General features: G+C 62.3%; 21 protein-coding genes. 8 read left to right on the forward strand and 13 right to left on the reverse strand.

The annotated features are described in order from the left end of the window. Positions 1-137: 137 nt before the first annotated feature. The 3 genes from tnpB to WKW79_RS31845 form a co-directional block, all read right to left on the reverse strand. On the reverse strand, positions 138-479 hold the full coding sequence (tnpB, locus tag WKW79_RS31835) for an IS66 family insertion sequence element accessory protein TnpB (protein WP_340339238.1): 342 nt from the start codon (positions 477-479) through the stop codon (positions 138-140). Positions 480-490: 11 nt separating this feature from the next. Further along, positions 491-913 carry an IS66-like element accessory protein TnpA gene (tnpA, locus tag WKW79_RS31840; protein ID WP_340339239.1) on the reverse strand — a complete coding sequence of 141 codons (423 nt, stop codon included), beginning with the start codon at positions 911-913 and terminating at the stop codon, positions 491-493. Positions 914-1,478: 565 nt separating this feature from the next. After that, positions 1,479-2,611, reverse strand: a protein-coding gene (locus WKW79_RS31845; protein ID WP_422823996.1) for an IS3 family transposase whose coding sequence is annotated in 2 segments (ribosomal slippage) — positions 1,479-2,359 and positions 2,359-2,611 — 1,134 coding nt in all. Because the reading frame shifts where the segments join, the coding sequence is not laid out codon by codon here. Between the two features lie 272 nt (positions 2,612-2,883). Here WKW79_RS31845 and WKW79_RS31850 point away from each other — a divergent pair. From WKW79_RS31850 to WKW79_RS31860, 3 genes are all read left to right on the forward strand, one after another. Next, positions 2,884-5,475 (forward strand): patatin-like phospholipase family protein, encoded by a 2,592-nt coding sequence (locus WKW79_RS31850; protein ID WP_340339240.1) that lies wholly within the window; start codon positions 2,884-2,886, stop codon positions 5,473-5,475. A gap of 159 nt (positions 5,476-5,634) precedes the next feature. Beyond that, positions 5,635-5,976 carry a hypothetical protein gene (locus tag WKW79_RS31855; RefSeq protein ID WP_340339241.1) on the forward strand — a complete coding sequence of 114 codons (342 nt, stop codon included), beginning with the start codon at positions 5,635-5,637 and terminating at the stop codon, positions 5,974-5,976. A 190-nt stretch (positions 5,977-6,166) separates the two neighbouring features. After that, entirely contained in the window at positions 6,167-7,021 is an 855-nt protein-coding gene (locus WKW79_RS31860; protein ID WP_340339242.1) for a hypothetical protein, read from the forward strand. Between the two features lie 203 nt (positions 7,022-7,224). On the opposite strand, the gene WKW79_RS31865 is transcribed toward WKW79_RS31860, so the two are convergent. The 5 genes from WKW79_RS31865 to WKW79_RS31885 all read right to left on the reverse strand — a co-directional run bounded on the left by WKW79_RS31865 (position 7,225) and on the right by WKW79_RS31885 (position 11,663). Beyond that, on the reverse strand, positions 7,225-8,295 hold the full coding sequence (locus WKW79_RS31865; protein ID WP_340339243.1) for a DNA-binding protein: 1,071 nt from the start codon (positions 8,293-8,295) through the stop codon (positions 7,225-7,227). Between the two features lie 820 nt (positions 8,296-9,115). Then, positions 9,116-9,733, reverse strand: a complete 618-nt coding sequence (ypfH, locus tag WKW79_RS31870; protein WP_340339244.1) for an esterase — start codon at positions 9,731-9,733, stop codon at positions 9,116-9,118. Continuing rightward, positions 9,730-10,542: a DODA-type extradiol aromatic ring-opening family dioxygenase gene (locus WKW79_RS31875; RefSeq protein ID WP_340339245.1), complete on the reverse strand. Its 813-nt coding sequence runs from the start codon at positions 10,540-10,542 to the stop codon at positions 9,730-9,732. Before WKW79_RS31875 ends, ypfH begins: the two co-directional genes overlap by 4 nt. 28 nt (positions 10,543-10,570) lie before the next feature. After that, positions 10,571-10,990, reverse strand: a complete 420-nt coding sequence (locus tag WKW79_RS31880; protein ID WP_340339246.1) for a DoxX family protein — start codon at positions 10,988-10,990, stop codon at positions 10,571-10,573. 46 nt (positions 10,991-11,036) lie between these two features. Continuing rightward, entirely contained in the window at positions 11,037-11,663 is a 627-nt protein-coding gene (locus WKW79_RS31885) for an NADPH-dependent F420 reductase (protein WP_340339247.1), read from the reverse strand. 123 nt (positions 11,664-11,786) lie between these two features. Between WKW79_RS31885 and WKW79_RS31890 the strand changes: the two genes are divergently transcribed. Further along, positions 11,787-12,692 (forward strand): LysR family transcriptional regulator, encoded by a 906-nt coding sequence (locus WKW79_RS31890; protein ID WP_340339248.1) that lies wholly within the window; start codon positions 11,787-11,789, stop codon positions 12,690-12,692. Positions 12,693-12,898: 206 nt separating this feature from the next. On the opposite strand, the gene WKW79_RS31895 is transcribed toward WKW79_RS31890, so the two are convergent. Next, a complete protein-coding gene (locus WKW79_RS31895) occupies positions 12,899-13,234 on the reverse strand; it encodes a c-type cytochrome (RefSeq protein ID WP_340339249.1) in 336 nt (111 codons plus the stop codon). Next, positions 13,231-14,928: a PQQ-dependent dehydrogenase, methanol/ethanol family gene (locus WKW79_RS31900; RefSeq protein ID WP_340339250.1), complete on the reverse strand. Its 1,698-nt coding sequence runs from the start codon at positions 14,926-14,928 to the stop codon at positions 13,231-13,233. The genes WKW79_RS31895 and WKW79_RS31900 overlap by 4 nt, the downstream gene beginning before the upstream one ends. A gap of 621 nt (positions 14,929-15,549) precedes the next feature. Here WKW79_RS31900 and WKW79_RS31905 point away from each other — a divergent pair. From WKW79_RS31905 to WKW79_RS31920, 4 genes are all read left to right on the forward strand, one after another. Then, on the forward strand, positions 15,550-16,908 hold the full coding sequence (locus WKW79_RS31905) for an amidohydrolase (RefSeq protein ID WP_340339251.1): 1,359 nt from the start codon (positions 15,550-15,552) through the stop codon (positions 16,906-16,908). Between the two features lie 63 nt (positions 16,909-16,971). Beyond that, positions 16,972-17,517, forward strand: coding sequence for an antibiotic biosynthesis monooxygenase (locus WKW79_RS31910; protein WP_340339252.1), 546 nt, complete (start codon positions 16,972-16,974; stop codon positions 17,515-17,517). A gap of 678 nt (positions 17,518-18,195) precedes the next feature. After that, a complete protein-coding gene (locus WKW79_RS31915) occupies positions 18,196-19,815 on the forward strand; it encodes a pyrroloquinoline quinone-dependent dehydrogenase (protein ID WP_340339253.1) in 1,620 nt (539 codons plus the stop codon). Beyond that, complete coding sequence (locus WKW79_RS31920; protein WP_340339254.1) at positions 19,812-20,165, forward strand: c-type cytochrome; 354 nt, start codon at positions 19,812-19,814, stop codon at positions 20,163-20,165. Before WKW79_RS31915 ends, WKW79_RS31920 begins: the two co-directional genes overlap by 4 nt. 256 nt (positions 20,166-20,421) lie before the next feature. Here WKW79_RS31920 and WKW79_RS31925 read toward each other — a convergent pair whose 3' ends face one another. From WKW79_RS31925 to WKW79_RS31935, 3 genes are all read right to left on the reverse strand, one after another. Beyond that, the gene (locus WKW79_RS31925; RefSeq protein ID WP_340339255.1) at positions 20,422-22,158 is read right to left on the reverse strand and encodes a tannase/feruloyl esterase family alpha/beta hydrolase; all 1,737 of its coding nucleotides are present in this window, start codon (positions 22,156-22,158) and stop codon (positions 20,422-20,424) included. 239 nt (positions 22,159-22,397) lie between these two features. Beyond that, positions 22,398-23,849: an aldehyde dehydrogenase gene (locus WKW79_RS31930; protein ID WP_340339256.1), complete on the reverse strand. Its 1,452-nt coding sequence runs from the start codon at positions 23,847-23,849 to the stop codon at positions 22,398-22,400. 65 nt (positions 23,850-23,914) lie between these two features. After that, positions 23,915-25,717, reverse strand: a complete 1,803-nt coding sequence (locus tag WKW79_RS31935) for a GMC family oxidoreductase (RefSeq protein WP_340339257.1) — start codon at positions 25,715-25,717, stop codon at positions 23,915-23,917. Between the last annotated feature and the right edge of the window lie 46 nt (positions 25,718-25,763).

Genomic DNA, 25,763 nt, shown 5'->3' on the forward strand with positions numbered 1-25,763 from the left:
CTGGCGGCAGTTGCGCCATGTCGATCCGGGGGGAAGCGGTGTCGCCGAGCATGCTCGGTATGTTGCACGAGTGGGGACGTGCTGCGCATCCGCAGATGCGATGTCAACGGCAGCGCGGGGCGGTCATCGCCTAGCCCTCAAGTTCGGCTGATGACGCTGAGCTCGCCCAAGCGTTGCCATGGCAGACCAACCGCCAAGGCTTCGAACTGCTGCGCGGTCAGCTGCAGCGTTGCGGCCTGCCCTGGCGCACGCTCCAACCATACGAAGCGACCCGCGTGCAGACGGCGCGTGGCGCACCACACACCGAATCCATCGTGCACGAGCAGCTTGATGCGCGAGGCGCGAAGGTTGGCAAACAGATAGCCGTGGTGCGCATGCGCCGAACCGACGGTGTTGACGACGATGTTGAGCAACCGGTCGGCGCCGGCACGCATGTCTTGCGGCTGGGTGCATAGCCACAGCGAATCGATGCGGATCAACGACAGGCTCCTCAGGCGGCGCACAGCGCTTCGGCCAAGGCGCGCAGTTGCGCGGCGTACAGCGCGCCTGCGCTGGCAGCGCACTCAAGCTTCACGTGCAGGCCGCCGCGCTGAAGCTCGATGCGGATCTCGGGCTGGGATGTTGGGGCGGCGACCAAGGACTCAGACCGCGGCAACTCCACAGGGAGGAACTGCAGAGCAGGCGCCACACCATTGGTCGCAGGCGTCGCAGCGCTCATGCGCTTGAGGCCGCGGCCCGTGAGCCATTTGCGCACGACGTTGGCATTCAAGCCATGTGCGATGGCCACGGCCGAGACCGACGCGCCGGGTTGCCGGCACTCTGCCAAGACCCGCGCCTTGAACTCGGCGCTGTGGACCCGGCGATTGGAGCTATTGGGATGCATAGGTGTCCGCCAAAAATAGGTGGACGCCATCCTCTGAGGGTGCCGCGGCAGGCGCAAGGTGGGACCGCCGGACGCTCACTGTCCGGCGGCTCGGCAGCGGTTGGTGTCCTCTGCCGTTGGCTCGTTGAACTCACGCTGTGATGTTCGTCGCAGACACTCAGATGGAGTGAAGAGCCGGCGCCCATTCCAACGCCGAATACAGGTCGGAATCGGCCCGAATGAAGTTGTCTACAGACGAGCTGCGTACGAGTCGCCAGCATCCTCGACCGCATTGACGGACGACAAGTTGAGCGTCGATCGAAAGCTACCACGTGTACCTGGCGCCCAGCCTCAGGTTGATGGTCCTGTACCCCTGGCCACCCCAGTGGCGGCCCACGTTGCCCCAAGCTGTCCAGCCACGCGCCAGATCCGTGTTGAGGCCCATTGTGATGATCAAGGGCATCGACTTCAGAGCCGGCTCCGGTCGTCTGAACACGCAGCGGCCTGAGATAAGTGGATTGGCTGCGGTTTAATTTTTTCTATCTTCAGGCTCTGCAGGCCCCTGCCAGGCCGCCGGAGGCGCCCCGGTTGAGCCATGTACTCATGGCTCAACCCATCAGGCAGCCTCCTTCATTTCAGGCAGCGTTGTGAAGTAGACCATGTCGGGCGTTCGCCCGTCGTGAGACTGATGCGGGCGGCGGGCGTTGTAGAAGTCGAAGTAAGCCGCCAGGTGCTTGCGCGCGGCGCTGACGCTGTCGTAGGCCTTCAGGTACACCTCTTCGTATTTCACGCTCTTCCACAACCGCTCGACGAAGACGTTGTCCCGCCAGCACCCCTTGCCGTCCATGCTCTGGCGCGCGCCAATGCGCTTCACCTCGGCAACAAAATCGGCGCTGCTGAATTGACTGCCTTGATCAGTGTTGACGATCTCCGGCGTGCCCCAACGGGTTGCCGCCTCGCGCAGCGCCTCCACGCAGAAGTCTGCCTCCATCGTGATCGACACGCGATGAGCCAGCACCCTGCGGCTCGCCCAATCCAGCACCGCCACCAGGTACACCCAGCCGCGCGCCATCGGGATGTAGGTGATGTCCAGGGCCCAAGCCTGGTTGGCCCGCTCGACGGTCGATGTGCGCAACAGGTATGGGAACACCGGATGCGATGGATGCGTCTTGCTCGTGTTGGGCTTGCGGTACAGCGCCTGGATGCCCATGCGTTGCATCAACGTGCCCACGTGCCGCCGCCCCACATCGATGCCCCGCAGGCGCAGCAGATCGCGCAGCATGCGACTGCCGGCGAAGGGGTGCTCCAGATGCAGCTCATCGATGCGACGCATCAACGCCAGCTCGCTGTCGGAAATCGGCTCGGGCTGGTAATACACCGTCCCCCGGCTGATGCCCAGCAGCTCGGCCTGGCGCTTGATCGGCAGCTCATGTCCGCGCTCGATCATCGCTTTGCGCTCAGCAAGCCGGCCTTGCTGAGCGCGCCTTGCAAAAAATCCTTCTCCAGCGTCAACTGCCCGATCTTGGCGTGCAGTTCCTTCAGGTCTACTGGCGGCGTCTCAGGCGCCGCCGCGCCCCCGAAGACGCCCGCGGCACGCTCGATCAACTGCCGTCGCCACTCCGTCACCTGATTGGGGTGGACGTCGTGCTTGAGCGCCACCTCGGCTATCGTCTTGCCATCGGCCAGCGCCTCGATCGCCACCTTGGCCTTGAATGCCGCTGAGTGATTGCGGCGGGGTCTTTTGCTCATGTCGTCTGCTCCTGTCATCCGGGCTCTGTCCTCGCCCATGGGAGCAGCCTATCCACTTTGCAGCGTGTTCAGATTTGCGCGGCCGGCTCTTTCCACTCGTGTGCTCAGCCTTTCGCTCGAGCATCTCCAACTCACGTTGACGGTGGCCAAGGTGATTGGACAGCCACCTCCCGCAGGCGTACATTCGCCCTCCGCGGCGCTCACTGCCGACGACCAGGTTTCTGGCGCCCGAGCCCCGTGCCTCGGCCCACAAGAAAAACTGGAGGTGGAGCATGCGAGCCGTCGTAAGCACGTTCTGGACGTTGGTTTGCGCAACGTCCCTCATGGGATGCCAAGTCATCAGCTTTCAGCCGTCTGAAGCTGAGCGCAACGTGGCTTTCCCCTTGGCGTTTTGCACTGATGGAAACCTTGAGTTGGCTGAAGTCCGCAACCGCGGTGACGCAACACAGGGGAAGCAGCAGTCAACCGAACCTGGTCAAGTTGTTCAGGGGCTGGGCTTCAGCAAAGATGACGTTTGCGTGAGCCGTCCCAATGACGCGACGCCGGCCGTTAAGGTTGATCTGCCGTACGAGCAAAAGGTGCGCCGCGTTCTCGAAGAGCCTTTCTTGCCGACCTCCGCGAAGAACGGAGACCGCCGCCCCGCCCTTGGCATCGCGTTGTCGGGAGGAGGCAGTAAAGCCTCCGCCTTCGGCGTCGGCGTTTTGGCGGGGTTGGCCGACCACGGGATGTTGGATACCGCCGACTACATCAGCTCGGTGTCGGGCGGATCCTATGCGGCCTATTTCTACTACTCACATCGGATTTTTCCGATGGTGCGCGATCGTCCGCAGCACGAATTGGAACAGGACACCTCCACTGCGGCGCTGTTTCGGGATTGCATACAGGTTCCCAAAGAGGCGCGATTGACCGGAGGAGTGCGCAAGAAGATCGAAGGCCACGGCATCTGCGAGGGACTCAGCCTGCTGCCCATGGGCAGCGCGTCCGTGAATGGGTTGCCTTCAAACCGCTACCAAGCCTTTTTGAGGTGCCAGCAGGACGTTCTCTATCCGGGCAGGTGCTCCAACATCACTGACCGCGGCCTTTGGGGCAGCATGGGCCCTCGGCCTCTCCTAGGGACCATAGCTCTCATTCCTGTGAATCTCATCTCTGGCGGGTTGTTCGATTGGGGACTCAACATTTCGCAAGCCGCCCACACGTACCGACGAGGCATTGGAATGGCGTATGGCACAACGGTTGCGAACGTGCAGGAGTTGGCTCCCGATGGACAGGCAGGCATCAACGATGGGCAGACTGGCTTCAACAAGCCGGTGGGGTGCACTGAAGGATCCAATCTCTATGCGATGGATTGCCACAGAGGCGTGTTCCTCGCCAGCCCGCAGGCAATGACCTATCCAGAATTGCTAGCAGGCCTTCACAAGGCTAAGGGAACTAGTAAACCATTGCCCTTCTGGATCATCAATGCCACCGCGGCAAGGTCCAGGAGTGTGCGTAGCTGGTGGGCTCCATCGAACAAGGACGTCGACAGTCGGGATTTGTTCGAGATGACCGCCGTGTCCCACGGGTCGAGCCGATGGGGAGTTGTGTCGGCGCCAGCCTCGTTGCACAACATGAACGTTCTGGACTCCGTAGCAGCCTCTGCAGCGTTCCTTGACGCCAATCAGTTCGTGGTTTCCGGCCCTACGAAGGGAGTCATTGGAGTTGGCATCCGCTTTGCGAACTTGGATTGGGGGAGTGACATCGCCAACTACAACGTTAGTGATGGGCGCCGCAGTGTTCATAAGGTTCTGCCATTTCCGCTGAACTATGCGGACGCATTCGCCAACGAAGGCATGGGCAAGCACAGGGGAGATGAGGTCATGCTGGAGCGGGAGCGGATTGCCTTCATCAGGCTCATCGACGGCGGCAACTCGGAAAATTTCGGCTTGTTTGCATTGATTCGGCGAGGGGTGAAAACGATCGTCGTTTCGGACGCAGGTCAGGACATCGATGGACTCTTCGAGGACTTGTGCGGCTTCAAGAACAGGTTAAGCAACTTCAAGCCAGAGACTTTACACATGGGTGCCGGCCCCGGCTCAAAGATGACGATGCATGTACCCGGCCTGAGTGAGTTCGATACCCATTGCGGGATGATCAAGCCTGAACGCGACGAAGACGCTGGTGAACCTCCGGGCAAGCGAGGCGGCTACTCGGTACGCGACTGGCGCCTGTCGTTTCCAGTGCTTCTGGGTTGCATTCGCTTGAGCAAGCCAGAGGATATTTCTCAGCCATGCAGCAACTTGAAAATGAAAAACGACATTCGTCTACTGATTGTGAAGCCAGCAATCGATGTGGAGCGGGTTTTGTCTGCCCAGACGAACAAGGGGCTACCGGAAGACGGTTTGGCAGGCCCGCCTGACAACGAGGTGAAGCGTTGGACCGTTACGAGCTGCTCTGTGCCTGGCGAACCGGCTCGAATCGCGGCTGAGACGAGTGCAGCCCAAAGGAATGATTCGTCGCTGCTGAACTGCGAATCCCTTCAGTACCTTCTCATTCGCTGGGACATGGAAAAGGGGCCGTGCCAAGGGTTTCCCCAGCATAAAACCTGGACCACAACGTACGACTCTTCGCCGGTGGTCTACAGCGCATATCGAGAGCTGGGCCGCCAATATCTGAGCCAGGCGGCCAAACTGTTGAGTCAGCTGACAAAGGACGATCCTGACGGAGTGCAGATGTTCGAACGATTGGCCCTGCTGCAGGGACAAAAGGAACCTCTACAGAGGGGATACGCAAGGTTGGGCGATTCATCAACGAATTGCCTAAGCGCAGCAAAGGGGCCCTGGCCTCAGCCCGAAAGCCAGCTCGAACGCAGACCTGTTGCCCAGTAATCGGTCGGAGCGCGCCGAATCGCTACAACAGAATTTTTGCAGCCCACTGTTGCGTAGCGACTTGGCGGGGCGGGGAGTGCAGTAGTGGATTTCACATCTTGCCGACCTGATGTCGAAAAGCTAAGTTTCGCCGCCCCCACAAAAAGGAAGTACTCAAACATGTTTGGATTGTTCAAGCCGAAGCCGCCCGCAGACGTCATCAAGAACGAGTTGCAGCGACTGGCGCCAACCCTTTTTCCGGGTGGTCATCAGCAGATCACCGACACCGGAGAAGCGATCTCGACTTTGCTCAACGGAAAGATTCCGCCAGAGTCGGCTGCCAAGCTCTTTGCTTCCACAAAGTATCTCGCCCATACCGCGGCCGACAAGAGTCGCGAGCGGATCGTCGCGTACATGGTGCGTCAGGCGATGGGCTTGCTCTCGGAGCAAGATGCTGGGCAGGTGTACGACCTCTACATCAGCGAGGACGGTGGGGCGGCAGGAATTCGCATGTGGCTCTAGATTGCGGCCTTGGCTCTTTTGTCGGGGCGAAGACGGCAGCGTAGCTACTTCGCCCCGAGGCCCGCAGTGACTGTCGGCGCCGATTCGATATTGACCACCCGGTGGTTCATTTTTTGGGCCGGCGCCAACATCCATTCCAATCCGGGTGTCGTCCCGCCGTGTTCAAAACCTTCATCCAGAAAGGACCCTTGTGACCACTCCATTTGCCTTGATCCAGCCCAGCAGCCTGAACCAGGGCTCGATACCTGGAGCCCCGTTCTACAAACAGTTCTTGGCTCAGGGGGACTCATGGTTCTCGATTGGAGCACTACCGTTCTCTGCGACCACGAATCTTCTTTATCCCTCGGGTCTGGACAAGCGCGCCGGGGTGGTGAATTGTGCGGACCCCGGATTCACCCTCGAGAAGATGCTTGACCGAATGTCTGACCCGGTGTTTCAGCAGCTGCTGTGCGGCGCCATGGAGTACCAGTGGGACGGGATACTCATTTCTGGCCTGGGAAATGACGTCATTCACGCGCTCTCAGCCAAGGCTTCAGAGCCCCAGGAAAGGCGATTGCTTGCGACTGCCGTTGAGTGGGGTGACAGCACTTCACCGTCTCGGTATATCAGTGAGCTCGGCTGGACCGCGTTCGAGAAATACGCCATGGCCCTCTACCAGGACCTCGATCGGATGCGTCACGCTTCAAAGCTCAACAAGGCGACACCCATCATCACCCACACGTACGATTTGGCAACACCCCGCAACGCGCCGGCGGGTCCGAGTGGCCCCTGGCTTTACAAGGCGCTGACTGCCTACAGCGTCCCTTCGTCGGATTGGTGCCCCCTTGCGGACGAGTTGCTCGGTCGCCTGTCCGACCTGATCTGCGACATATCCACGAAGATTTCAGGGATGCATGTCGTCAAGACGCAAGGCACCCTGACGCCAGCCCCAGAAGGATCGACGGGTAAACAAGGACATTGGGAGAACGAGATTCACCCCTCTCCAGCCGGGTACCGACTCCTGGCCAAGAAATTCAGTGCTGAGCTTCAGCTTCTGTTCCCTTGAAACTCGATCGGCGAGCGCGAGCCTAGGTTGCATCGTCGGAATGCGTCCGGAACCGCAAATTTCATTGGGCCGGCGCAACCTTTGAGTGTGTACGGCCGGCCGGCTATCGCCATTACGGTGCAGCGTCGTCACGTTCCGAGGAAGCCGATCGGTGACCGGAGTGCAGCATCTGCACGTTGAGGCTTCCTGCGCCTCGGTAGCGTTCATGCAGCCCGCGGGCCGCGCTTTGCGGGTCGCTTGTTGAGCTTCTGACTTACCGCCGCAATGGCTTGTGCCAAGGCCGTGCGCGCCGCACGATGCGCGGCCTTTTCGTCGGTCAACTGCTGGCTCGCTGCGCCCAGCTTCTCCTCTAGCGCATGGCCATGCGCCTGCGCGCTGGATAGCTCCGCCACCCTCTCCTGCAGTTCCTGGCGCAGCTCGCGCTCCACCCTCCTCGCCTCCTGCAAGGCTGCAGATAATGACGCCCGCTCGGTAGCAGACGCGTCCTCGAGCTGCGTGCGCCGCTTGACCTCCTTGGCCACCTGCGCCTCGAGCGACTTGGCGCCTTGACGCGCCCGATCCACCTCCGCCAAAAAGTGTTTTTCGTGCGCAGCCTCACGCGCCCGCAAAGTCTCACGCTCCTGCCGCCAGGCGGCCTCACGGGTCTCGAGCAGTCGGGCCTGCTCGCCGCGCAGCGCGTCGCTGGCCTGCCGAAGTCTTTCGACCTCCGCGCGCAGGCTCTCCGCCTCTTTCGTGGACCGATGGCGCAGCTCCGCCAGTTCCTGCTGGGCGGCCGTGAAATCCGCGCGCAACGTGGCGCAGGCTTCGCGCGATTCGGCAAGCGCCCGCTCGAGCGCCGCCTGTGCAATGGCGACTTGCGCCTCGCGCTGCGCGAGCGCGGCCTGGCCCGCCAGCAGTTCGGCCCTCCCCTCCTCCAGCGCCAGGCGCGCTTCGCGCACGGCCTCCTGGGCCAGCGCTCGTGCCGATTCCTTGGCCTGCTGCCAAGCGCTGCGCAGATCGGGTGGCAGGTCGTCTTGCACGGGTGTCGCCACGCCGGCCACGCGCGCGGATAAATCCACGAACCACGCATCCAGCAGCGGGCTGATGGTGTTGGGCGAGCCGCCGCCCAGTTCGACGCGCAGCCGCTCGATGGTGGGTTTCAGGCCCCGCGCGAGCAGCGCGTCGGCCGCTTGCGCGACCTCCTCGGCCTGCACCCCGCGCGGGCCGCGGCGTCGCGTCACGGCGGTCGGGGACCTCGGCGGCGTCGCTCGGACGCCGGCTGGATCAGGGTTCATCGACAGCCTCCGATTGGGGTCGATAACAGGGAATTATGGTGCCCAATTGCTGCAATTGCATCAAACACCATATGTATTGCACTGAAATCATACGAGTAAACCGCCTGTGCGAACACGGGTGCGCCCGCCGGTCCGAAAGCGCGCCCCAAACGGTGAGGGCTTCATGGATCGGAGCGGGGTGCATGCGCCTGGAGGTCGCGGACGACCGTTTCGGGTGGAGTTGCAATGCGCCAGACGCGGCCAAGGGGGCTTTCGCTAAGGATGAGACCCTTTGAGCCAAGATTTCCTGCTCCGCAAATGTCGAGAAATGGTCCACGTCGGCGGTGCCAAGCAATGCTTCGCAGCGCACGCGCTCTAAGTCCAGATCGTCGAGTCCAACGGAGTGACGCACTCGCAGGCCGAGGTACTAGACCACCGATGTGCGCGGGGCAGGCTTTCGCACCAGGGCACGCAGCACTTCCAGTTGCGAGAAACTCTGAAAATCCGGTTTTCCCGGCCGCCTCCCCTGCCCTATTGCCCTGGCGTGATTCAGCCTGAGCCAGCAACATTGCTATCGTGATAAGAAGACTTATCGCGATAGAACTATTTGCGCATCCCCAAGTTTCGACCTGGTCCAAGAGCCGAGGCCTCGTCTGAGTTCAAAAAACCTGCCACTCAGCCTGAGATGCAACCCCTCTGCACGGTATTTGATCGACCGTGCCAAGCCTCCGAATGGCGCCTGGCGCAACATCGAGTTGCCTCAACTTCGGTTGAGTCGTTGATTGAACCCTTGCTAGCCCTCCTCGCCCTGATCCATGGGACAACGGGCCAGATCTTCAGGCTACGCAAGGTAGCCGGTCACCAACTTCGCAACGCGCATGTCGATGCCATGCCCAAGGCCGGGAAGCACATCCAGGGTGACTTCGGCGCCGAGCTGCTGCAACACGGGCGCGACCTCCAGGCTGAATGCGGCTCGGATGACCGGGTCGTCCGCGCCATGGATTAGGTGATAGCGCACGTCCGGCGGCGCGCGCCGCACAGGCTGAGCGAAGCGACCGGCGAGAGCGATGACGCACAGGGCCTGCGTATCGCCCGCTTGCGTGGCTTCGAGCGCCATGATCCCGCCCTGCGAGAAGCCGATGAGCGTGGTGTTGTCTGCACCGAGGCCGCTCGCGAGTTGCCATCGCGCGATCGTGTCGCGAAACAGGGGTAGAGCTTGCTCGACGCGCTCGGGCCGGTTGTGCTCCGTCACGCCCGCCACCGAGAACCATTGGCGACCTGCACCCGGCCCCGTCGGATGCGGCCCATCGACGCTGACCACCATCGCGTCGGGACGAGCCTTCACGATCAATTCAGCAAGCGGCACCAGGTTGCCGGCGGAAGAACCAACGCCATGGAACAACAGCACAAGATGGGCCGCGTTCTGAGGCCGGGCGACGACGATCGATACATCGGTCATGCGATTGCCTCGCTGGCTTCGAGCACAAGCTCTCGCCCTAACACGTAAGACTCCATGGCCAAGACGCCGTGGCGGATGCCACCGTCGAGCACAGTCGCCGGCAATGTATGGCGTGCTGCTCCAAGCGCAACCAGCAGAGGCAGGAAGTGCTCGGCCGTCGGATGAGCGCGCTGGGCGTGCGGTGCACGCTCGAGTGCGTGGATCAACCCTTCGCGATCATCGGACAGGACGCGCTGCCGGATCCAGAGTGAAAACTCCCGTGCGTATGCCGCCTCGCTTGCGGTCCCTGCGCGAAATTCGTAGAGGTTGTGCGTAAGGCTGCCGGAGCCGATCACGAGCACTCCCTCCTCCGCCAGGGGTGCCAGTGCTGCCCCAAGCGCGTACGCTTCGTTGCCGTCCAGACCCGCGGGCAGCGAGACCTGTATCACGGGCACATCTGCATCGGGGTATAGGTGCAGCAGCGGTACCCAGGCGCCGTGGTCAAGGCCTTGTCGCTCGGCAAGCGAGGCCTCGATGCCAGCGTCACCCAGTACCGCGGCGACACGGTGCGCCACTTCAGGCGCGCCAGGCGCGGGATAGCGCATTTGATACAGCGCTGGGGAAAATCCGCCGAAATCATGAACTGTCTCCGGCTGCGCGGCTGCGCCGACTTCGACGCCGCGTGTCATCCAGTGCGGTGACACCACGACGATCGCACGGGGCTTGCCAAGCGCCTCGCCGAGGGCGCGAAGTTGGGCCCCGGCGAGCCCGGGCTCCAGCGCGAACGTCGGCGCGCCGTGCGAGATGAACAAGGTGGGCAGGGTTGTCATGAGATGGGTCTCCACGGCACAGCCGCAGTCAGGCTCCTTGCGTGATGGCACGGTCAATCGAGCCACGGCCGCCGCCACTGACGGCGAGCGCCAGAGCAACACCGAGCAACGCCAGAGCGAACTCATAGCCGTTCTGCGCCACGAACAAGCCCTTGCCGATGTGCACGCTGAAGATCGCCACAAGCATCGCGAATGCCAACGACACCGCAGCCGGCCGGACCAGCAGCCCAACGATCAAAGCCAACCCGCCGAAGAACTCGGCGGCCCCGGCAAGCAACGCCATCAGGTAACCCGGCGCCAGGCCGATCGATTGCATCCACTGGCCGGTGCCTTCCAGGCCATAGCCACCGAACCAGCCGAAAAGCTTTTGTGAACCGTGCGCGGCAAAGATGATGCCCGCCGTCAGGCGCAAGGCCAACGTGCCCCAGCCTGCTTTGGTGGCGAGCAAACGCCGAAGGAAAGAATTTGATTGAGTCATTCCTGATCTCTTCGTGTTAGCTGTTGCGAATCCAGGTGGGTGCGATGCTGGTGCCCAGACCGGCGCCGTAGCCCAAGTAGATGTTCAGACCGGCGAGCGGCTCCAGGTAACGGGCATTGCTCAGGCCGCCCGTATCGATGACGTCGAATCCGACGCTTTGTGCAAGTGCCTTGACCGCTTCCTTGGCGGTCTTGTCGTCCGAAGCAACCAATACCGGCACCTTCTGACCGCTCAACTCCGGCCCTGCAGCCAGCACCTGGGCAAAGACGGTGTTGAAAGCCTTCACCACGTGCGCGGCGGGGATGGCGGCGGCGATGGTTTCCGCAGCGCTCGTGGTGTGGCCGACGGTCAGGCTCATGAAGTCGGCCGACAGCGGATTGGTGATGTCCACCACGGTCTTTCCAGCCAGATCGCCAACACCTTGCAGTGCGGTCACTGCGTCGGCGAAGCCAGTGGCCACCACGATGACGTCCCGGTCATTCGCGGCACCTGCGCTCGGCACGGCCTCTGCCCCGTATTGATTGGCGAGGGCTTGCGCCTTGGCGGCATCACGCGCAGTCACTGTCACCTGATGGCCCGCCGCGGCAAATTGCTTGACGAAGCCGGCACCCATGTTGCCGGCGCCGATTACCAATACCTTCATTCATTTCTCCTGAGAGGTTCACGTTGCTGCCAGCGAATGCGGCAGCAATGAACGGACTGTATTGATTAAAAAGAGCGAGATAAACTTCCTCTTTCAAGATAGACAGTTCAGAAAATCGGATCAATGGACAAGTTCCAGGAGATGCGCGTCTTCAGCGCGGTGGTCGACGCCGGCAGCTTCGTTGCTGCGGCGGCCTCGTTGCCCGCCTCGAAGGCAGCCGTCTCGCGCTATGTCTCAGAGTTGGAGCAAAGGCTCGGCGTCCGGCTTTTGCATCGCACAACCCGCAAGCTGTCGCTTACCGAAGAAGGTGAGGTTTTCTATTCGCGGTGCCGCGAAATTCTGTTGAGCATCGAAGCGTCGGAGGCTGAAATCTCCACCCGGGCCGGCAGCGCCAGCGGCCTGTTGAAGATCAGCGTGCCCCTGAGCTTTGGTGTCAAGCATTTGGCGCAGTTGTGGGCGAGCTTCATGACCGCTCATCCCCAAGTTTTTCTCGACGTGAACCTGTCGGATCGCGCGGTCGACCTGGTGGATGAAGGCTTCGACCTGGCCATACGCATTGCGCGATTGCCCGACTCCTCGCTGATCTCGCGGAAAATCGCATCCACCCGCTTGGTCTTGTGCGCGTCACCCCGTTACCTGCGGCGACGAGGCAAGCCGCGGGATCCTGCGGCGCTGCGCGAGCACGACGTCATCGCCTACACGCTGCTGGCGATGGGCGATCAATGGAGCTTCGAAGGGCCAGACGGTTCCGTCAGCGTCAAGGTCGCGCCCAAGCTTCGAAGCAACAACGGCGACACCTGCATCACCGCAGCCCTGAGCGGAGGCGGAATCATCCTGCAGCCGACGTTCCTGGTCAGCGAGCACATTGCCGCAGGGACTCTGGTGGAGTTGTTGCCGCGCTTTCGTTCGATCGAACTCGGCATCTTTGCGCTCTACCCCAGCCGCAAGTTCGTGGCACCCAAGGTGCGGCTGCTCATCGACCACGTATCGAAGGCGTTTGCCAACGCAGAGTGGTTGACGGCTGACTGATGCGTGGGGCGGCGGACCAAGCGATCCTTCTCTATTTCGATCGACACTCAGGCCGACGCCTCACGCGACCAGTCTTTCCTGCAATGCGCCTTTGATCGCGACCTTTCGGTGCGAGGTCCGAAGAAAAAGCGAGATCCCACGACGAGGATTCTTGACTGCATGGCACGCCCAGTGGCGCACTTTTGCAAACGCAGCAGCGGACACTCCTACCATCCGTTGACACTGCCCACATAGGCCCAGATCGCCTCAAGTTCGCCCGGTTTCAGGATGCCGCCCCACGCCGGCATGGCGCGCTTGCCCTGCGTCACCGACTCGACGAAGCGAGTCTTGTCGTCCTTAGGAAAGGTTCGCAGGTCATAGAAGGCGCTGCTGCTCACGGCCAGGTTAATGCCGTGGCAGCGCACGCAGTAGCTCGTATACGCCTTGCGGCCAGCCTCGGGTGTGGGGGGCACGGGCGCGTCCTGCGCCCGGACGTGGCTGGCCGCGCCCAGAGCGACGGCCAGCACCGCGGCTCGAATCAGGGCGCTCGCATGTTCCTTCATCGTGGCAGCGCGAAGGTCCACAGTGAACTGCCAGCCGGCACGTTGGCCAGTTCGGGATCGCCCGCCAGCGCGCCATAGACGGTGGCCGCGCCTGACATGATCGTGATGTAGGTGCGTCCATCTTTTTCCCACGCGATGGGGAGACCGGTGATGCCGCTGCCGGTCTGGAAGCTCCACAACTCCTTGCCGTCCTTCGCGTCGTAGGCCTTGAACTGGCCGGTCTGCGTCCCGGTGAACACCACCCCGCTGGCGGTCGTCAGCACGCCCGCCCAGTTGGGCGACTTCAACAGCACCTCCCACACCTTCTTGTTCGCAACCGGATCCCAAGCGACCAGCGCGCCGCGGTTTCCGTCAGGTGGGCCGACGAAGCCTTCGAGCTCAAGACCGAGCCACCAGTTGGGACCTCCCGGCCGCTTCTGCTCGACGTACTTGATCTTCATGCCCAAGTCGATGGTGTTGAAGAACGCGAGCTTGCGGCCGGGGTCGTAGCTCATCGGCATCCAATTCTTGCCGCCGTAGGCACTCGGCCAGACCTCGACCGCAGCGGCGCCAATGGCGGTCTTGCGCACGTTGGCCGTCATGGGGGTGTCGATCGGCCGGCCACTCACCGGGTCGATACCGGTGGCCCAGTTGACTGTGCGCGCGAACTGCTTGGCCGACAGCATCTTTCCGTTGGTGCGGTCGAGCACGTAGAAGAAGCCATTGCGGTTGGCTTGCATCAGCACCTTGCCGCTGCCGGTGCCCGGCAAGTCCGCCAGCACCAGCTCGTTGGTGCCGTCGTAGTCATACGGGTCGCCGGGGCTGAACTGGAAGTGCCACACGACCTCGCCTGTACTCGGCCGCAGAGCGAGCACCGAGCCGACATATAGCGTGTCCGTGCCCCGCATGGCCGCGTTCCAGGGCGAGCCGTTGCCCACGCCCCAGTAGACCAGGTCGAGGTCCGGATCGTAGGTGCCGGTCAGCCAGGTCGGTCCGCCACCGGTCTCGGCCATGCCGGGCTTCCAGGTGTCGGCGCCGGGCTCGCTGCCGGTGGCTGTGGTCCACCTGTGCCACTTGCGCTCGCCGGTCTTCAGATCCCAGCCGTCGAGGAAGCCGCGCGTACCGTATTCCCCACCTGAGATACCAGTGATCAGTACGCCGCCAGCGATCAGCGGCGCGTGGGTCATGCTGTAACCCTGCTTGTAATCGGCGGCCTTCATCTTCCAGACCTGCTTGCCGTCCTTCATCGACAGCGCGACCACTTGGGCATCCAGCGTCGTGCGGTAGAGCACGCCGTCGAGCACCGCCAGCCCGCGGCTCTGGATGCCGCAGCACAGGTAGCCGTTGATGTCTGCCGGAAGCTCGACGGGCACCTTCCACAACTGCCGCCCGCTTACCGGATCAACTGCCAGCGTGTGCGAGTGGGTGGCGACGTACATCACGCCATTGACGATCAGCGGCTGGCTCGAAGCATTGGCCGAGTTGTCCAGACTCAGGTTCCAAACCGGGACCAGTCCCTTCACGTTGCCGGGCGTGATGGCGCTCAGCGTCGTGTGTCGCTGCTGGCTCCAGCCCAGCCCGTATGTCAGCACATCGCCAGGGGTGGAAGTGTCCCGTTGAAGGTCGCTCACGCTCTGCGCACTGGCCATCGCTGAAGCGATGGCCAGCACAACGGCGAAACGCCAACGGTGGACCCCGACGTGAAAGGCTTGCATGCTGTCTCCTCGTTTGTGAGAGCGCACCTGATCCATTCAACTGCCGCGAAAGTGCGCGGAACAAGTCGCGCGCGGCGGCGCCACGAAATCGTCCGTCTTCCTCCGAACCAAAGCTTCTTCGCGCCCGATTCCTCGCAGCGCAGGCGCGCGCATTGTCGCGCGCGATGGGACGCTTCGCCAATGGGTAGCGAGGGCGCCGATGCAATCCCCGAGTCGCCGGCGCGACACCCGAATACTTTGTCCCGAGCTTGTTGGTTCTACAAGCGTCACCGGGTACCTGATCGAAGAGAAGGCACCAAAGCAGCCATCCGCTGCAGGCGATCGCCATCCGCCATTCGCCATTCCCAATATCTATGCGGTGTATTCGTCGATTTCTATTGGCGGATGTCATCGAGCGAATGATGATCTGGGCCATCGCGTCGTTAGCGACGCGCTGAGATTCCCGATCCCAGCGACATGGATGCAAATCGGACCTACGCCCCGAGCGCTCGCCAGTTGCGTCAGGTTCGCTTCCCATTTTTGGCTTGCAGGGCGTGCAGCAATTGCGGCGTCAGCTCGTCACGCGGCTGCCCGCAATGTCACGGGTAGCGCAATCAATCACACCGTCAGGAGACACGCAGCGTGACCCATTGTTCCTCCACTCGACGCCTTCGCGTTGCACCTTTCTGCCGCGGAGTTGTGTCGCTCGCGCTTGCCGTGGTTTCGTCGATCGCCTCCGCGCAGGCGCCAGGTGGCGCAGCGCGCTTCGCAACGGATGTCGAGAAGCTGATCACCACGGACTATGCGGGCGTCGAAGCCATCTACAAGGACATCCACGCCCATCCCGAACTGGCGATGGAAGAAGTCAATACCGCCAAGAAGCTGGCTGTGGCGATGCGCGAACTCGGCTTCGAGGTAACAGAAGGCATTGGAAAGACCGGCATCGTCGCAATGCTGCGCAACGGGACCGGCCCGACGATCATGGTTCGCACCGAGCTCGATGCACTGCCGATGGAAGAGAAGACCGGCCTCCCCTACGCGAGCAAGATCAAGACGAACTACAACGGCAAGGAGACGTACGTCGCACATTCCTGCGGCCACGATCTGCATATGGCAGCGTGGGTAGGCACCGCGAAGACGCTCGTCGCGTTGAAGGACCGTTGGAAGGGCACGCTGATGTTCATCGCGCAGCCCGCCGAAGAAACTCTCAGCGGCGCGAAGCCGATGCTGGCGGACGGCCTCTTCACGCGTTTCGGCAAGCCGGATGTGGCATTCGCGCTTCACGCCTGGCCGATGGCAGCCGGAGAGATCGGCCTCAACTCCGGTCCGGTGCTCACGGGAAGCGACGCATTCGAGGCCCGGTTTTTCGGCCGCGGTGCGCATGGCTCCGCGCCCGACAAGTCGATCGATCCGGTGCTGATGGCCTCGCGCTTTGTCGTCGACGTTCAAAGCGTGGTCAGTCGTGAAAAGGACCCCTTCCAGTTCGGCGTTTTCACCGTTGGCTCCATTCAGGGAGGGACGGCCGGCAACATCATTCCGGACGCTGTCGACCTTCGCGGGACCATTCGCAGCCTGGACAAGACCGTTCGCAACAGGATGCACGACGGCATCCGGCGCGCCGCGAAGGCAACTGCGCTCCTTGCAGCAGCCCCCGAGCCCGAGGTGAAAATCATCCCGGGCGTTGACTCTGTCGTGAACGACGCCGCCATAGTGAACCGCACCGAAGCACTGTTGAAGACGGCATTCGATCCCACAAGGGTCAAACGCATGCCGCCGGCCACGCCAACCGACGACTTCGCCGAGTTCGTGAGTGCGGGCGTGCCGTCCATGTTCTTCTTCATTGGGGTACTGGATCCGAAGGACGTGGACGCATCGCGCCAGCCCGGCGGCAAGCCGCTGCCTATTAATCACTCACCCTACTTCGCACCGGTTCCGGAGCCATCGTTGAAGACGGGCATCAAGGCGATGAGTCTTGCCGTGCTTGGTGCCTTGACGCAATGATTTGCAGCAAGACAAGGCCCGCAGCGTCGAGCTGAGGCGGAAACGTACCCGAGGAAGTAGATCTTGAGCGAGCATGCCGTGACAGTCCTGATCAGCCGCAACGTCAAGACGGGCTGCGAAGCAGACTATGAACAAGTGACCAAGACGTTGATGGACGCCGCGGCCCGCGCGCCGGGCTATTTGGGCGCACAACTGGTTCATCCCGGTGACGACCCGGAAGTCGAGGACACGATGTATCACGTCGTGCTGGCATTCGACCAGCAGTCCAACCTGAACTCGTGGCAGCATTCTTCAGAGCGCAGGCAAGGGATGGCTGCGCTAGCGCCGTTCATCGAAGGCGAGCCCAGTTTCAAACCGATGTCTGGCTTGGGGCTGTGGTACCAAACCCGACCTTTAAGTCCGCCCCGATGGAAAGTAGCGGTGGTGACTTGGTTGGGGATTTTCCCGACGGTGTATGTGCTGTTCCTGCTGACAGGGGACTTGTTGAAGTCGTGGGCGCTGCTGCCCCGCACAGTCATCCTGACGCTCGCCGTCGTGGGGGTGATGACATGGATCGTGGCGCCTCAGCTCACCAGACTTTTCAGGCCTTGGTTGGTGTCACATCGCTGAAGCCTTGATATGGCCCGAAAGGCGGAAAGAGTCGCACCGCCCGCCTGGCAGCCCGAAATACCACGCAATGCCGATGCGCGACGGTTGTTCGTACCGATATGCGAGGGTCGGTCGGATACCCGCGGGTATGGGGCCACCGTTGATCGCGACAAAGCCACAGACGCGATGGGGCCCATGCCCGTGCAACGCCCCGGGCCAGTTGGGGTTACCGCAGGCGCTCTCGCCATGCAGTCGAGGCGTCGGGCTACGGGCATGAGGGCGTCGCGCTATTCGTAGGCGCCAAGGCACGCCTGCATCGCTGCCAACAATCTGGCGCGGTGCGGTGGGATGAGAACGAACACCTCCGGGTAAGCGCTGCCCCCGAAACGCGGCATAGGTCGTGCGAACTGCCGCAGAGAACGACGTGATTCCTGTGTGGCTCGAAGGTAGACGCGACCATGCTCGCCGTGCCTCTGCCCCAGCACAACAAGTGTCGCAAGGCCATCCTCTTGCGACAGTTCAGTGTCGCAAGGTCATGTCATGCGACAGCAAGCGGACGTGTAAGTCGTTGATTCTTCACGGGGAGCAATGCTGGCACGGCATTGGCAATGTCCACAGCGGGACACCACACCGCCACAACCGCAGACGAGGACAAACCACGGGGGCCGGGTCTTTCAGTCCTGACCCTCGGCCGCCGCATTGATCAATACACCAAGGAGACAAATGAACACCACTACGAACAGCGCACTGCGTCACACAGGACTGGCTGCCATTCTTTGCGCGGGTCTCATGACATCAGCGTACGCCGCGAATGGGCTCGCCGAAGACCCTGACCAATCCGACATCGGCTGGCAGTCCTTCAACCAGGACTATGCCGGCCAGCGCTTCTCGGCGCTCAAACAGATCAACACGAAGAACGTAGCGAACCTCAAGGAGGTTTGCAGGATCGAACTCTCCGATGGCGGCTCGCTTCAAAGCGGTCCAATCCTTGTGGACGGGACGATCTTCGTCACGACCGCGCTGGATACCTTCGCCGTTGACCCGACCAACTGCAAGCAGATCTGGAAGGCCACTCGCAAGCCAGTCGCGCACATGCCCTTCGTGGTCAATCGCGGCGCGACATATTCCGACGGAATGATCATCCGAGGTACGCCCGACGGCCATCTTCTGGCCTATGACGCGAAGAACGGCAACGTGGTCTGGGACAACCAGATCACCGATACCTCCTATGGCGAATTCGCCTCCGCCGCACCGCTGGCCTGGCAGGGTGTCGTCTACATGGGTGTCGCCGGCAGCGATTGGGGTATTCGCGGTCGAGTGCTCGCCATCGATGCGAAGACAGGCCGGGAACTCTGGCGTTTCAACACCATTCCACGTGGCAAGGACGTGGGTGCCGAGACCTGGAAGAACAAGGCCTCGGCCCAGATCGGCGGCGGCGGTATCTGGGGCGCCTTCTCGCTCGATGTACGCGAGGGCGAACTCTTTGTCAGCGTGGGCAACCCTGCACAGGACTTCCGTGCCGACCTTCGGCCGGGCGACAACCTCTTCACGAACTCGTTGGTGGCGCTGGACGCCCGGACTGGAGGCCTGAAGTGGTGGTATCAAGCGGCCAAGAACGACCCTTGGGACTACGACCTGGTATCCGCTGCCGTGCTGTATCAGACGAATGCCGGCCGTCGCGAGATTGCTGCGGTCGCGGGCAAGGATGGCTATATCCACGCGGTTGATCGCCAGACGCACAAGACGATTTTCAAGACTGCCGTCACGACGCAGTTCAAGCAAGACCCGGCACCGACCCGGGCTGGCTCCAAGCATTGCCCGGGCAATATCGGAGGCGTGGAATGGAATGGCCCCGCCTATGACGTCAGCATGAATCAGCTGACGGTCGGTGCCGTCGACTGGTGCTTCATCGCCACGCAAACCGACCCTGATTTCGTACGCGGACAACTGCGCTATGGCGGCAAGGTCGTGCCGGTGCCGGGCGAAAAGGCCACCGGATGGATTACTGCTGTCGACGCCGACACCGGTGCCGTCAAGTGGAAGTACCACACGGAAGCACCCGTGGTCGCGGCAGTGACGCCTACTGCCGGCGGTGTAACTTTTGCAGGCGACAGCCGGGGCGCCTTCCTGGCGCTGGACAGCGCGACCGGAGACGTCCTGATGTCCAGGCAGATGGACGGTGCCTTGGGCGGCGGCGTCATCACCTACTCCCAGAAGGGCACGCAGTACGTTGCCATCACCACCGGCAACATCTCGCGGCTGACCTTCGGTGGGGACGGCAATCCGAGCCTGGTCGTGTTCGGACTGGCGGCGCCATGATGCCGCGCAACCTGGTCGCGGCGGCACTTGCTGCCAGCCTTGTCATGCTCCCCCAGGCCGAAGCCCAGCAGCCTGCCGCGCCGACGGCAAGCGAGCCGGCGGCAGCGCCTGGGGAGCCGGACCTGGCCAAAGGCAAGAAGGCCTACCAACGCTATTGCAGCGTGTGCCATGGTATGCGTGGTGAGGGAGCGCTCGGTCCTGCCCTGCAAGGCATCTCAAAGCGAATGACGCAGGAAGACATCACGCGGCAATTGATGGAACCGCGAGGCTCCATGCCGAAGATGTATCCAACGCCCATCGACGACAAGATCTGGGCCGACATCCGTAGCTATCTCATGCAGTTGCCCTAGTACGACAAGCGCGCCGGCGCCCCGCCGCTTGCTTCGCTACGGATTGCGCCGGTGCGAGTGAACCTCGCACGCACTTCAAGGAACAACGATGGCACTGGACCCAGAAACCCTCGCCCTGCTCAGCCGCAATCCATTGCCGCGGTCTTGAGGTCGACCCGGAATGGATTGCATCGCGAAGGGAGCGGCATGCCCTGAGCGCAGAAGATCCGGTGCACGGGTCATCCAAACAACACCCAGACAGTATTTGAGGAATCAATCAATTCAAGTATCTGGGCGCGGGTACAGGGACACCGTTGCGAGGCGCCTCGATACAGGCAAAGCTGGTCGCCTTTGAGGCGTCGCCGCCCAGATATTTCGGGATCGCTGGATACGTGCAGATGGGACGCTCCATCGCGATCGCACTCCCCGCTGGATCCGAGTACCGCGTGGCAATCACGCTGTCCGGAGCGCTGTTGTTCTCCACCCAATCGACGAGCTTCAGGATCACGTCGTGCTCCTTGTCCTTGGGGACGAACGATGAGTAAGCCTGACCAAAATCTCCCAAGCCGGCCCCTCCCGTAATGCTGCTGCAATGTCCCATTCCGGGGACTTGGTAGAAACGGAAGAAGCCTTGGGTATCGGCCAGCGAGCCGCTTTGGGCTTGCACCACGCGCTCGTAGTATTCGATGGGGCTGGAGAACGGAACACCCGGATCGGCTGTCCCGTTGTACATCATCAACTTGCCTCCCAATGACTTGAAGCGCGACAGGTTCGCGTCGTTGGCATTCAGGATGGGGGCCAGCACGGAGTCGACCTTGTCCATGTCCTTGTCGAAGTCGAAGTTGGTGTATTGCCAGTCAGTTCCCAGAGCCCACTTGAACATGTAAAGCTGTTGCAGTGGCCATGAAACGGTGTCGCCCTGGAACGCAAGTCCGAAGACTGCGCTTTCCGATCCGAGAACCAGGCCCGAAAAGATTCGTTCGTTGGTACGAGGATTGACCGGGCCATTCCAGGCGCTCTTCAGGGCCGTGAGTTGCGGTTTAGTGAGACACGCGTCCGTCTCGGTGCCGCTGCACTTCGGCAGGGTTTCCGGATCGAAGGTGCAACGTCGCGGATCCGTGAGGAATTTGTCTGTCGGCGCGCCGCCGTCGGTTCCGACGCAAGCGGCGAGAACCTTGCTGGTGATCATGTCGAGCTTTGCCTGCGAGAGCTTTGCACCAGGGGCGTTTAGCGTTTGCAGATTGCTCAGGAATATGGTGTGAAGATGGGTGCGGTTGTTCGCGGGCGCCCCTGCGAGGATTCCGTTGTAGTCCTCGGGGTAACGCTGGGCTATCGTCAGCGCTTGCTGGCCGCCCGTGGAGCATCCCGAAAAGTAGGAGGTCTTGGGCGGCGATTGGTAGTAGGCGGTCGTCAGTGCCTTCCCGGCGAGCGTCATCTCGTGGTTGGCGCGGTATCCGAAGTCACGCCAACGCTCGGGATGATCAACGAGCTGGTTTGGGTCCGGTGCGGTGCCGAGATCCGTGTTGGCGGCCGCGAAGCCGCGCTTCAGGCCCTCTGCAATTCCGGTGTTGTATGCGATGGATCCCGCCCCGCCGCCGTTGCCCGTGCCAAGGAAGCGGCCGTTCCAGTTCTGGCGGGGGAGCCACAGCTCGACGTTGACGTTCGAGTCAGCGCTGGGTTGCATCGTCATGGTGACTCTGCAAAAGGCCGGCAATCCAGTCACTGGCGCCGGCTGACCGGGTGGGGTGAAGTCGCCGGCAGGAATGGCAACAGCAGACTTGACCGTTCCGCCGGCGAGCTTGGTGCTTGCGAGACTCTCGCATGAGACCTTCTCGCTCGTCGATGTTGGCAGCGTCCCGCCATTGACTAACCCGCCCCCACCGTTGCCATGCCCACCGCCGCAGGAAGCGGCCATGAGAGCCGCAGCTGCCGCGGCGACGGTGGATGCCAGACGAAGACCGAGGCCCTCGGCTTGATGTTCGACGACGCGACGCGCAGGATGTATTTGGGTCATTCTTGTCTCAGCTGAAGATATTGAAGAAGCGAAGCATGTCGCCATCGCCATCGCCAGACGCACGCGCATGGCAGCGGCATTGGCCGAGCGGGTTCCTGGAGGCGGAGGGCTGCCTACTAAAGCTGGTGCACCCCGGTAGGAGCGCAGGTCGCACGACTGTTTCGTTGCCCTCGGCGTCAGCGAGAGCTGCTGCAACCGGGCCAGCGCCTTGGCGAGATGGCCCGGTCGGAGCGCGGTCGCTAGATCGGATACTGCTGTACCGAAGGCTCGATCGTGATCCATTTCAGCTCGGTGAATTCATCGATCACGGCTCGGCCATCGAAGCGGCCGTAGCCGCTGTTCTTCGTCCCACCGTAGGGCGCCTGCGCCTCGTTCTGAACCGTGGATCCGTTCACGTGGCATGCCCCGGTGTCGATTTGGAGGGCGACGTCCAGAGCTCGCATCACGTCCTTGCAGAACACCCCCGCGGAGAGCCCGTACGCCGTATCGTTCGCCACGCTGACGGCTTCATGATCGCCATTGACCCTGACCACTGTGGTGATGGGACCAAAGGTCTCCTCGTCGTAGATCGCCATGTCGCTGGTGACGTGGTCGACGATCGTCGCGGGCATGGACGCGCCATCGGCATGACCACCGCAGGCGAGCTTGGCGCCTTTGGAGAGCGCATCGTCGATCAACGCATTGAGTCGAGGTCCCGACTGTTTCGACACCATCGGACCGATCACGCATTGCGGGTTCTTCATCGGGTCGCCGGCAACGAGGTCCCTCGCACGCGCCGCAAACTTTGAAACGAACTCGTTGGCAATCGCTTCGTCGACGATGATGCGCTCGGTCGACATGCAGATCTGTCCCTGGTAGAGGAACGAGCCGAAGACGGCGGCCTTGACTGCCTCATCCACGTTGGCGTCCTTGAGCACCACCAAGGGAGATTTCCCGCCCAGTTCCAGCAGGCACCGCTTCAGGTGTACTGCTGCCTTCTGCGCGATGATGCGTCCCACGCGAGTGGAGCCAGTGAAGTTGATGCGTCGGACGGCCTTGTGAGCAATCAGTGCGTCGATCACCTCGGGAGCATCCTTCGGGTCGTTGGTCAGGAAGTTGAGCACGCCGGCCGGCAGCCCAGCATCCATCAAGGCCTCCGCGACGAGCATGTGGGTCCGCGGGCTGGCTTCGGACGCGCGAAACACGACTGTGTTGCCGCACATCAGCGGGTACGCAATCGCTCGCGCGGCCAACACCACAGGGCCGTTCCAGGGGACGATGCTCAGCACGACACCGACCGGTTGGCGCACCGTCATGGACATTGCTCCGGGCTTGTCGGTGGGGATCGTCTCGCCCTGGATCTGTGTGGTCAGTGACGCGGCCTCGCGAAACAGGTTGGCCGCAAGGACGACATTGAAGCCGGCCCACAGGGCGGGCGAGCTGACCTCGGCCGCCATCGTTTCGATGAACTCCTGCGTGCGGGCTTCCAGCGCGTCTGCCGCCTTGAGGAGAATCCGACGACGCTCGGAAGGCGGCGCGTGACGCCACGTCTTGAAGGCGGTGCTGGCCGACTCGGCGGCCCGGATGGCATCGTCCACGCTACCGGCAGCAGCGCGCGTCACGACGTCTCCGCTGGTGGGGTGATGACGCTCGAAGGTGGCGCCGCCTTCGGCTTCGCTTTTCAGGTTGTCGATGAGAAGTTCGGATTCCATGATGTGCGTTCCAGATCTGGATTTCGGAGAATGAAATGAGGGGGCGAGCAATGTGTCCGACGAGTTCACGCGCTCTTGCTGAGGATCTCTGCCATGCGCTCGCCGATGAGCGCGCAGGTCGCCATCGTCGCGACGCCGGGGATGCGCGGCATGATGGAGCTGTCTGCAATGCGCAGGTTGTGCACACCATTGACTCGCAGCTTGGCGTCGACGACGGCCCTTGCGTCCTTGCCCATGCGGCATGTACCAACCTGGTGGAAATAGGTCGTTGCGCCGTCTCTCACGAAGTCGTCCATTGCCTGACCCGTGAGCTTCTTTCCCGGAGCGACCTCGCGCTTGGCGAAGTTGCGCATCGCCGGCGAATTGCCGATCTCGCGGCAAACCTCGATCCCGTAGGCAAGCGCCTTGACGTCGTCGGGGTGGCTGAGGAATCGCGCGTCCACCAGCGGTCGATCGGCGGGATTGGGCGACCGAAGCCTGACTTCGCCACGGCTCTTGGGCGCCGTCAGCCCAGCACACAGCGCCCAGCTGGTGGGCGGTGGTGAATACTGCTTTGCCACGACCTCGCTCGCGTACGGCAATTCGATCTGCACCAGGTTCAAGTCCGGGGTCTGCAGATCCTTCTGGCTCTTGATGAAGCCCGACGCGTTCGCAGCACTGTTGCGATGGGGCACGTGCTCGTTCGGCTCCCAGATGCAACCGCCGTGCAATATATGGTCCTGGAAGTTTTGCCCAACCTCTGGGGCATGAACGAGCGTCTTGATGCCATGCGTGCGCAGTTGTGCCTCATCGCCAATCCCGCTGAGCATCAGCAGCTTGGGCGTGTTGATGCCGCCCGAACTGAGGATGACTTCGGACTTCGCCTGGATGCGAATGGGCGCCCCGTCGCCGCGGCGGACTTCGACGCCAGTGACCCGAGTGCCGGAGAAGACCAGTCGGTCAACCTGCGACTTCACTAGCACCGTGACGTTCTTGCGCGCGAGAACCGGATAAAGATAAGACCGCGCCATGCTTTGGCGCCGCCCGTCGCGAATGATCTGGTTCATCAGCGCGAAACCGCCATCGCCTACCTCGCGTGCGCCGTTCAGGTCGTCCAGTACCGGCATGCCCAACGAGCGGCAGGCAGCCAGCATAGCCAACGCAGCGGGGTGCGGATCGTGTGCAGGTTGGCACCACACCGGGCCGCCCTTGCCGCGGTAATGCGCATCGGGCTTGCCCTGCCAGTTTTCCATGCGCCGGTAGATGGAGAGACCGTGCTCATAGCCCCAGGCGGCGTCCCCACTCTGTTCGGCCCAGTGCGCGAGGTCATTCTTGAAGGGGCGCGCCCAGATGGTGGCATTGATGCTGCTCCCGCCGCCCACCACCTTGCCCATGTGTTCGGGGATCGCCCGGTTGTTCGTGCTTGGCGCCGGAAGCGCCACGTCTTGCCAATCTCGTTCCGTGCCCAGATTCGTGAACCAGAGGCCCGGGTCCATCACGGATGGCGCCGTGTCCCAATCACCAGCCTCGATCATGAGGATGCTGGCGCTTGTCTTCGCGGCCAAGCGTCCAACAAGTGCTGAACCCGCACTACCCGTTCCAACCACGATGTAGTCGTAGGCCTGTTGCAAGGAAGCCGATCGCTTGGCCTGGTTCTCGCGCACGGCGTCCAGTTCGTCGGCGAGCGCTGCCAGCCCCGTGGTGGCAAGCCCGGCCGCAGCGGCGGCACGGATGAAGCCTCGCCGGTCGAGCTTGCCCGCGATCAGGGCGCGTTCCAGCCGGTCCAGTTGCGCATCGTCTGTCGTTCTTTGAGAAGCATAGGGAAAGGGTCGCATGCGGTTGTCTACCTTCGGTTTCATGGTGAGAAGTTCACTCCTTGAATCCGCCACGTGGCGCGGCTCACAGGAAGGTCACGAAGGTATGTGACGCGGCACT

It is taken from the genome of Variovorax robiniae, assembly GCF_037889955.1.
Classification (GTDB): domain Bacteria; phylum Pseudomonadota; class Gammaproteobacteria; order Burkholderiales; family Burkholderiaceae_C; genus Variovorax; species Variovorax robiniae.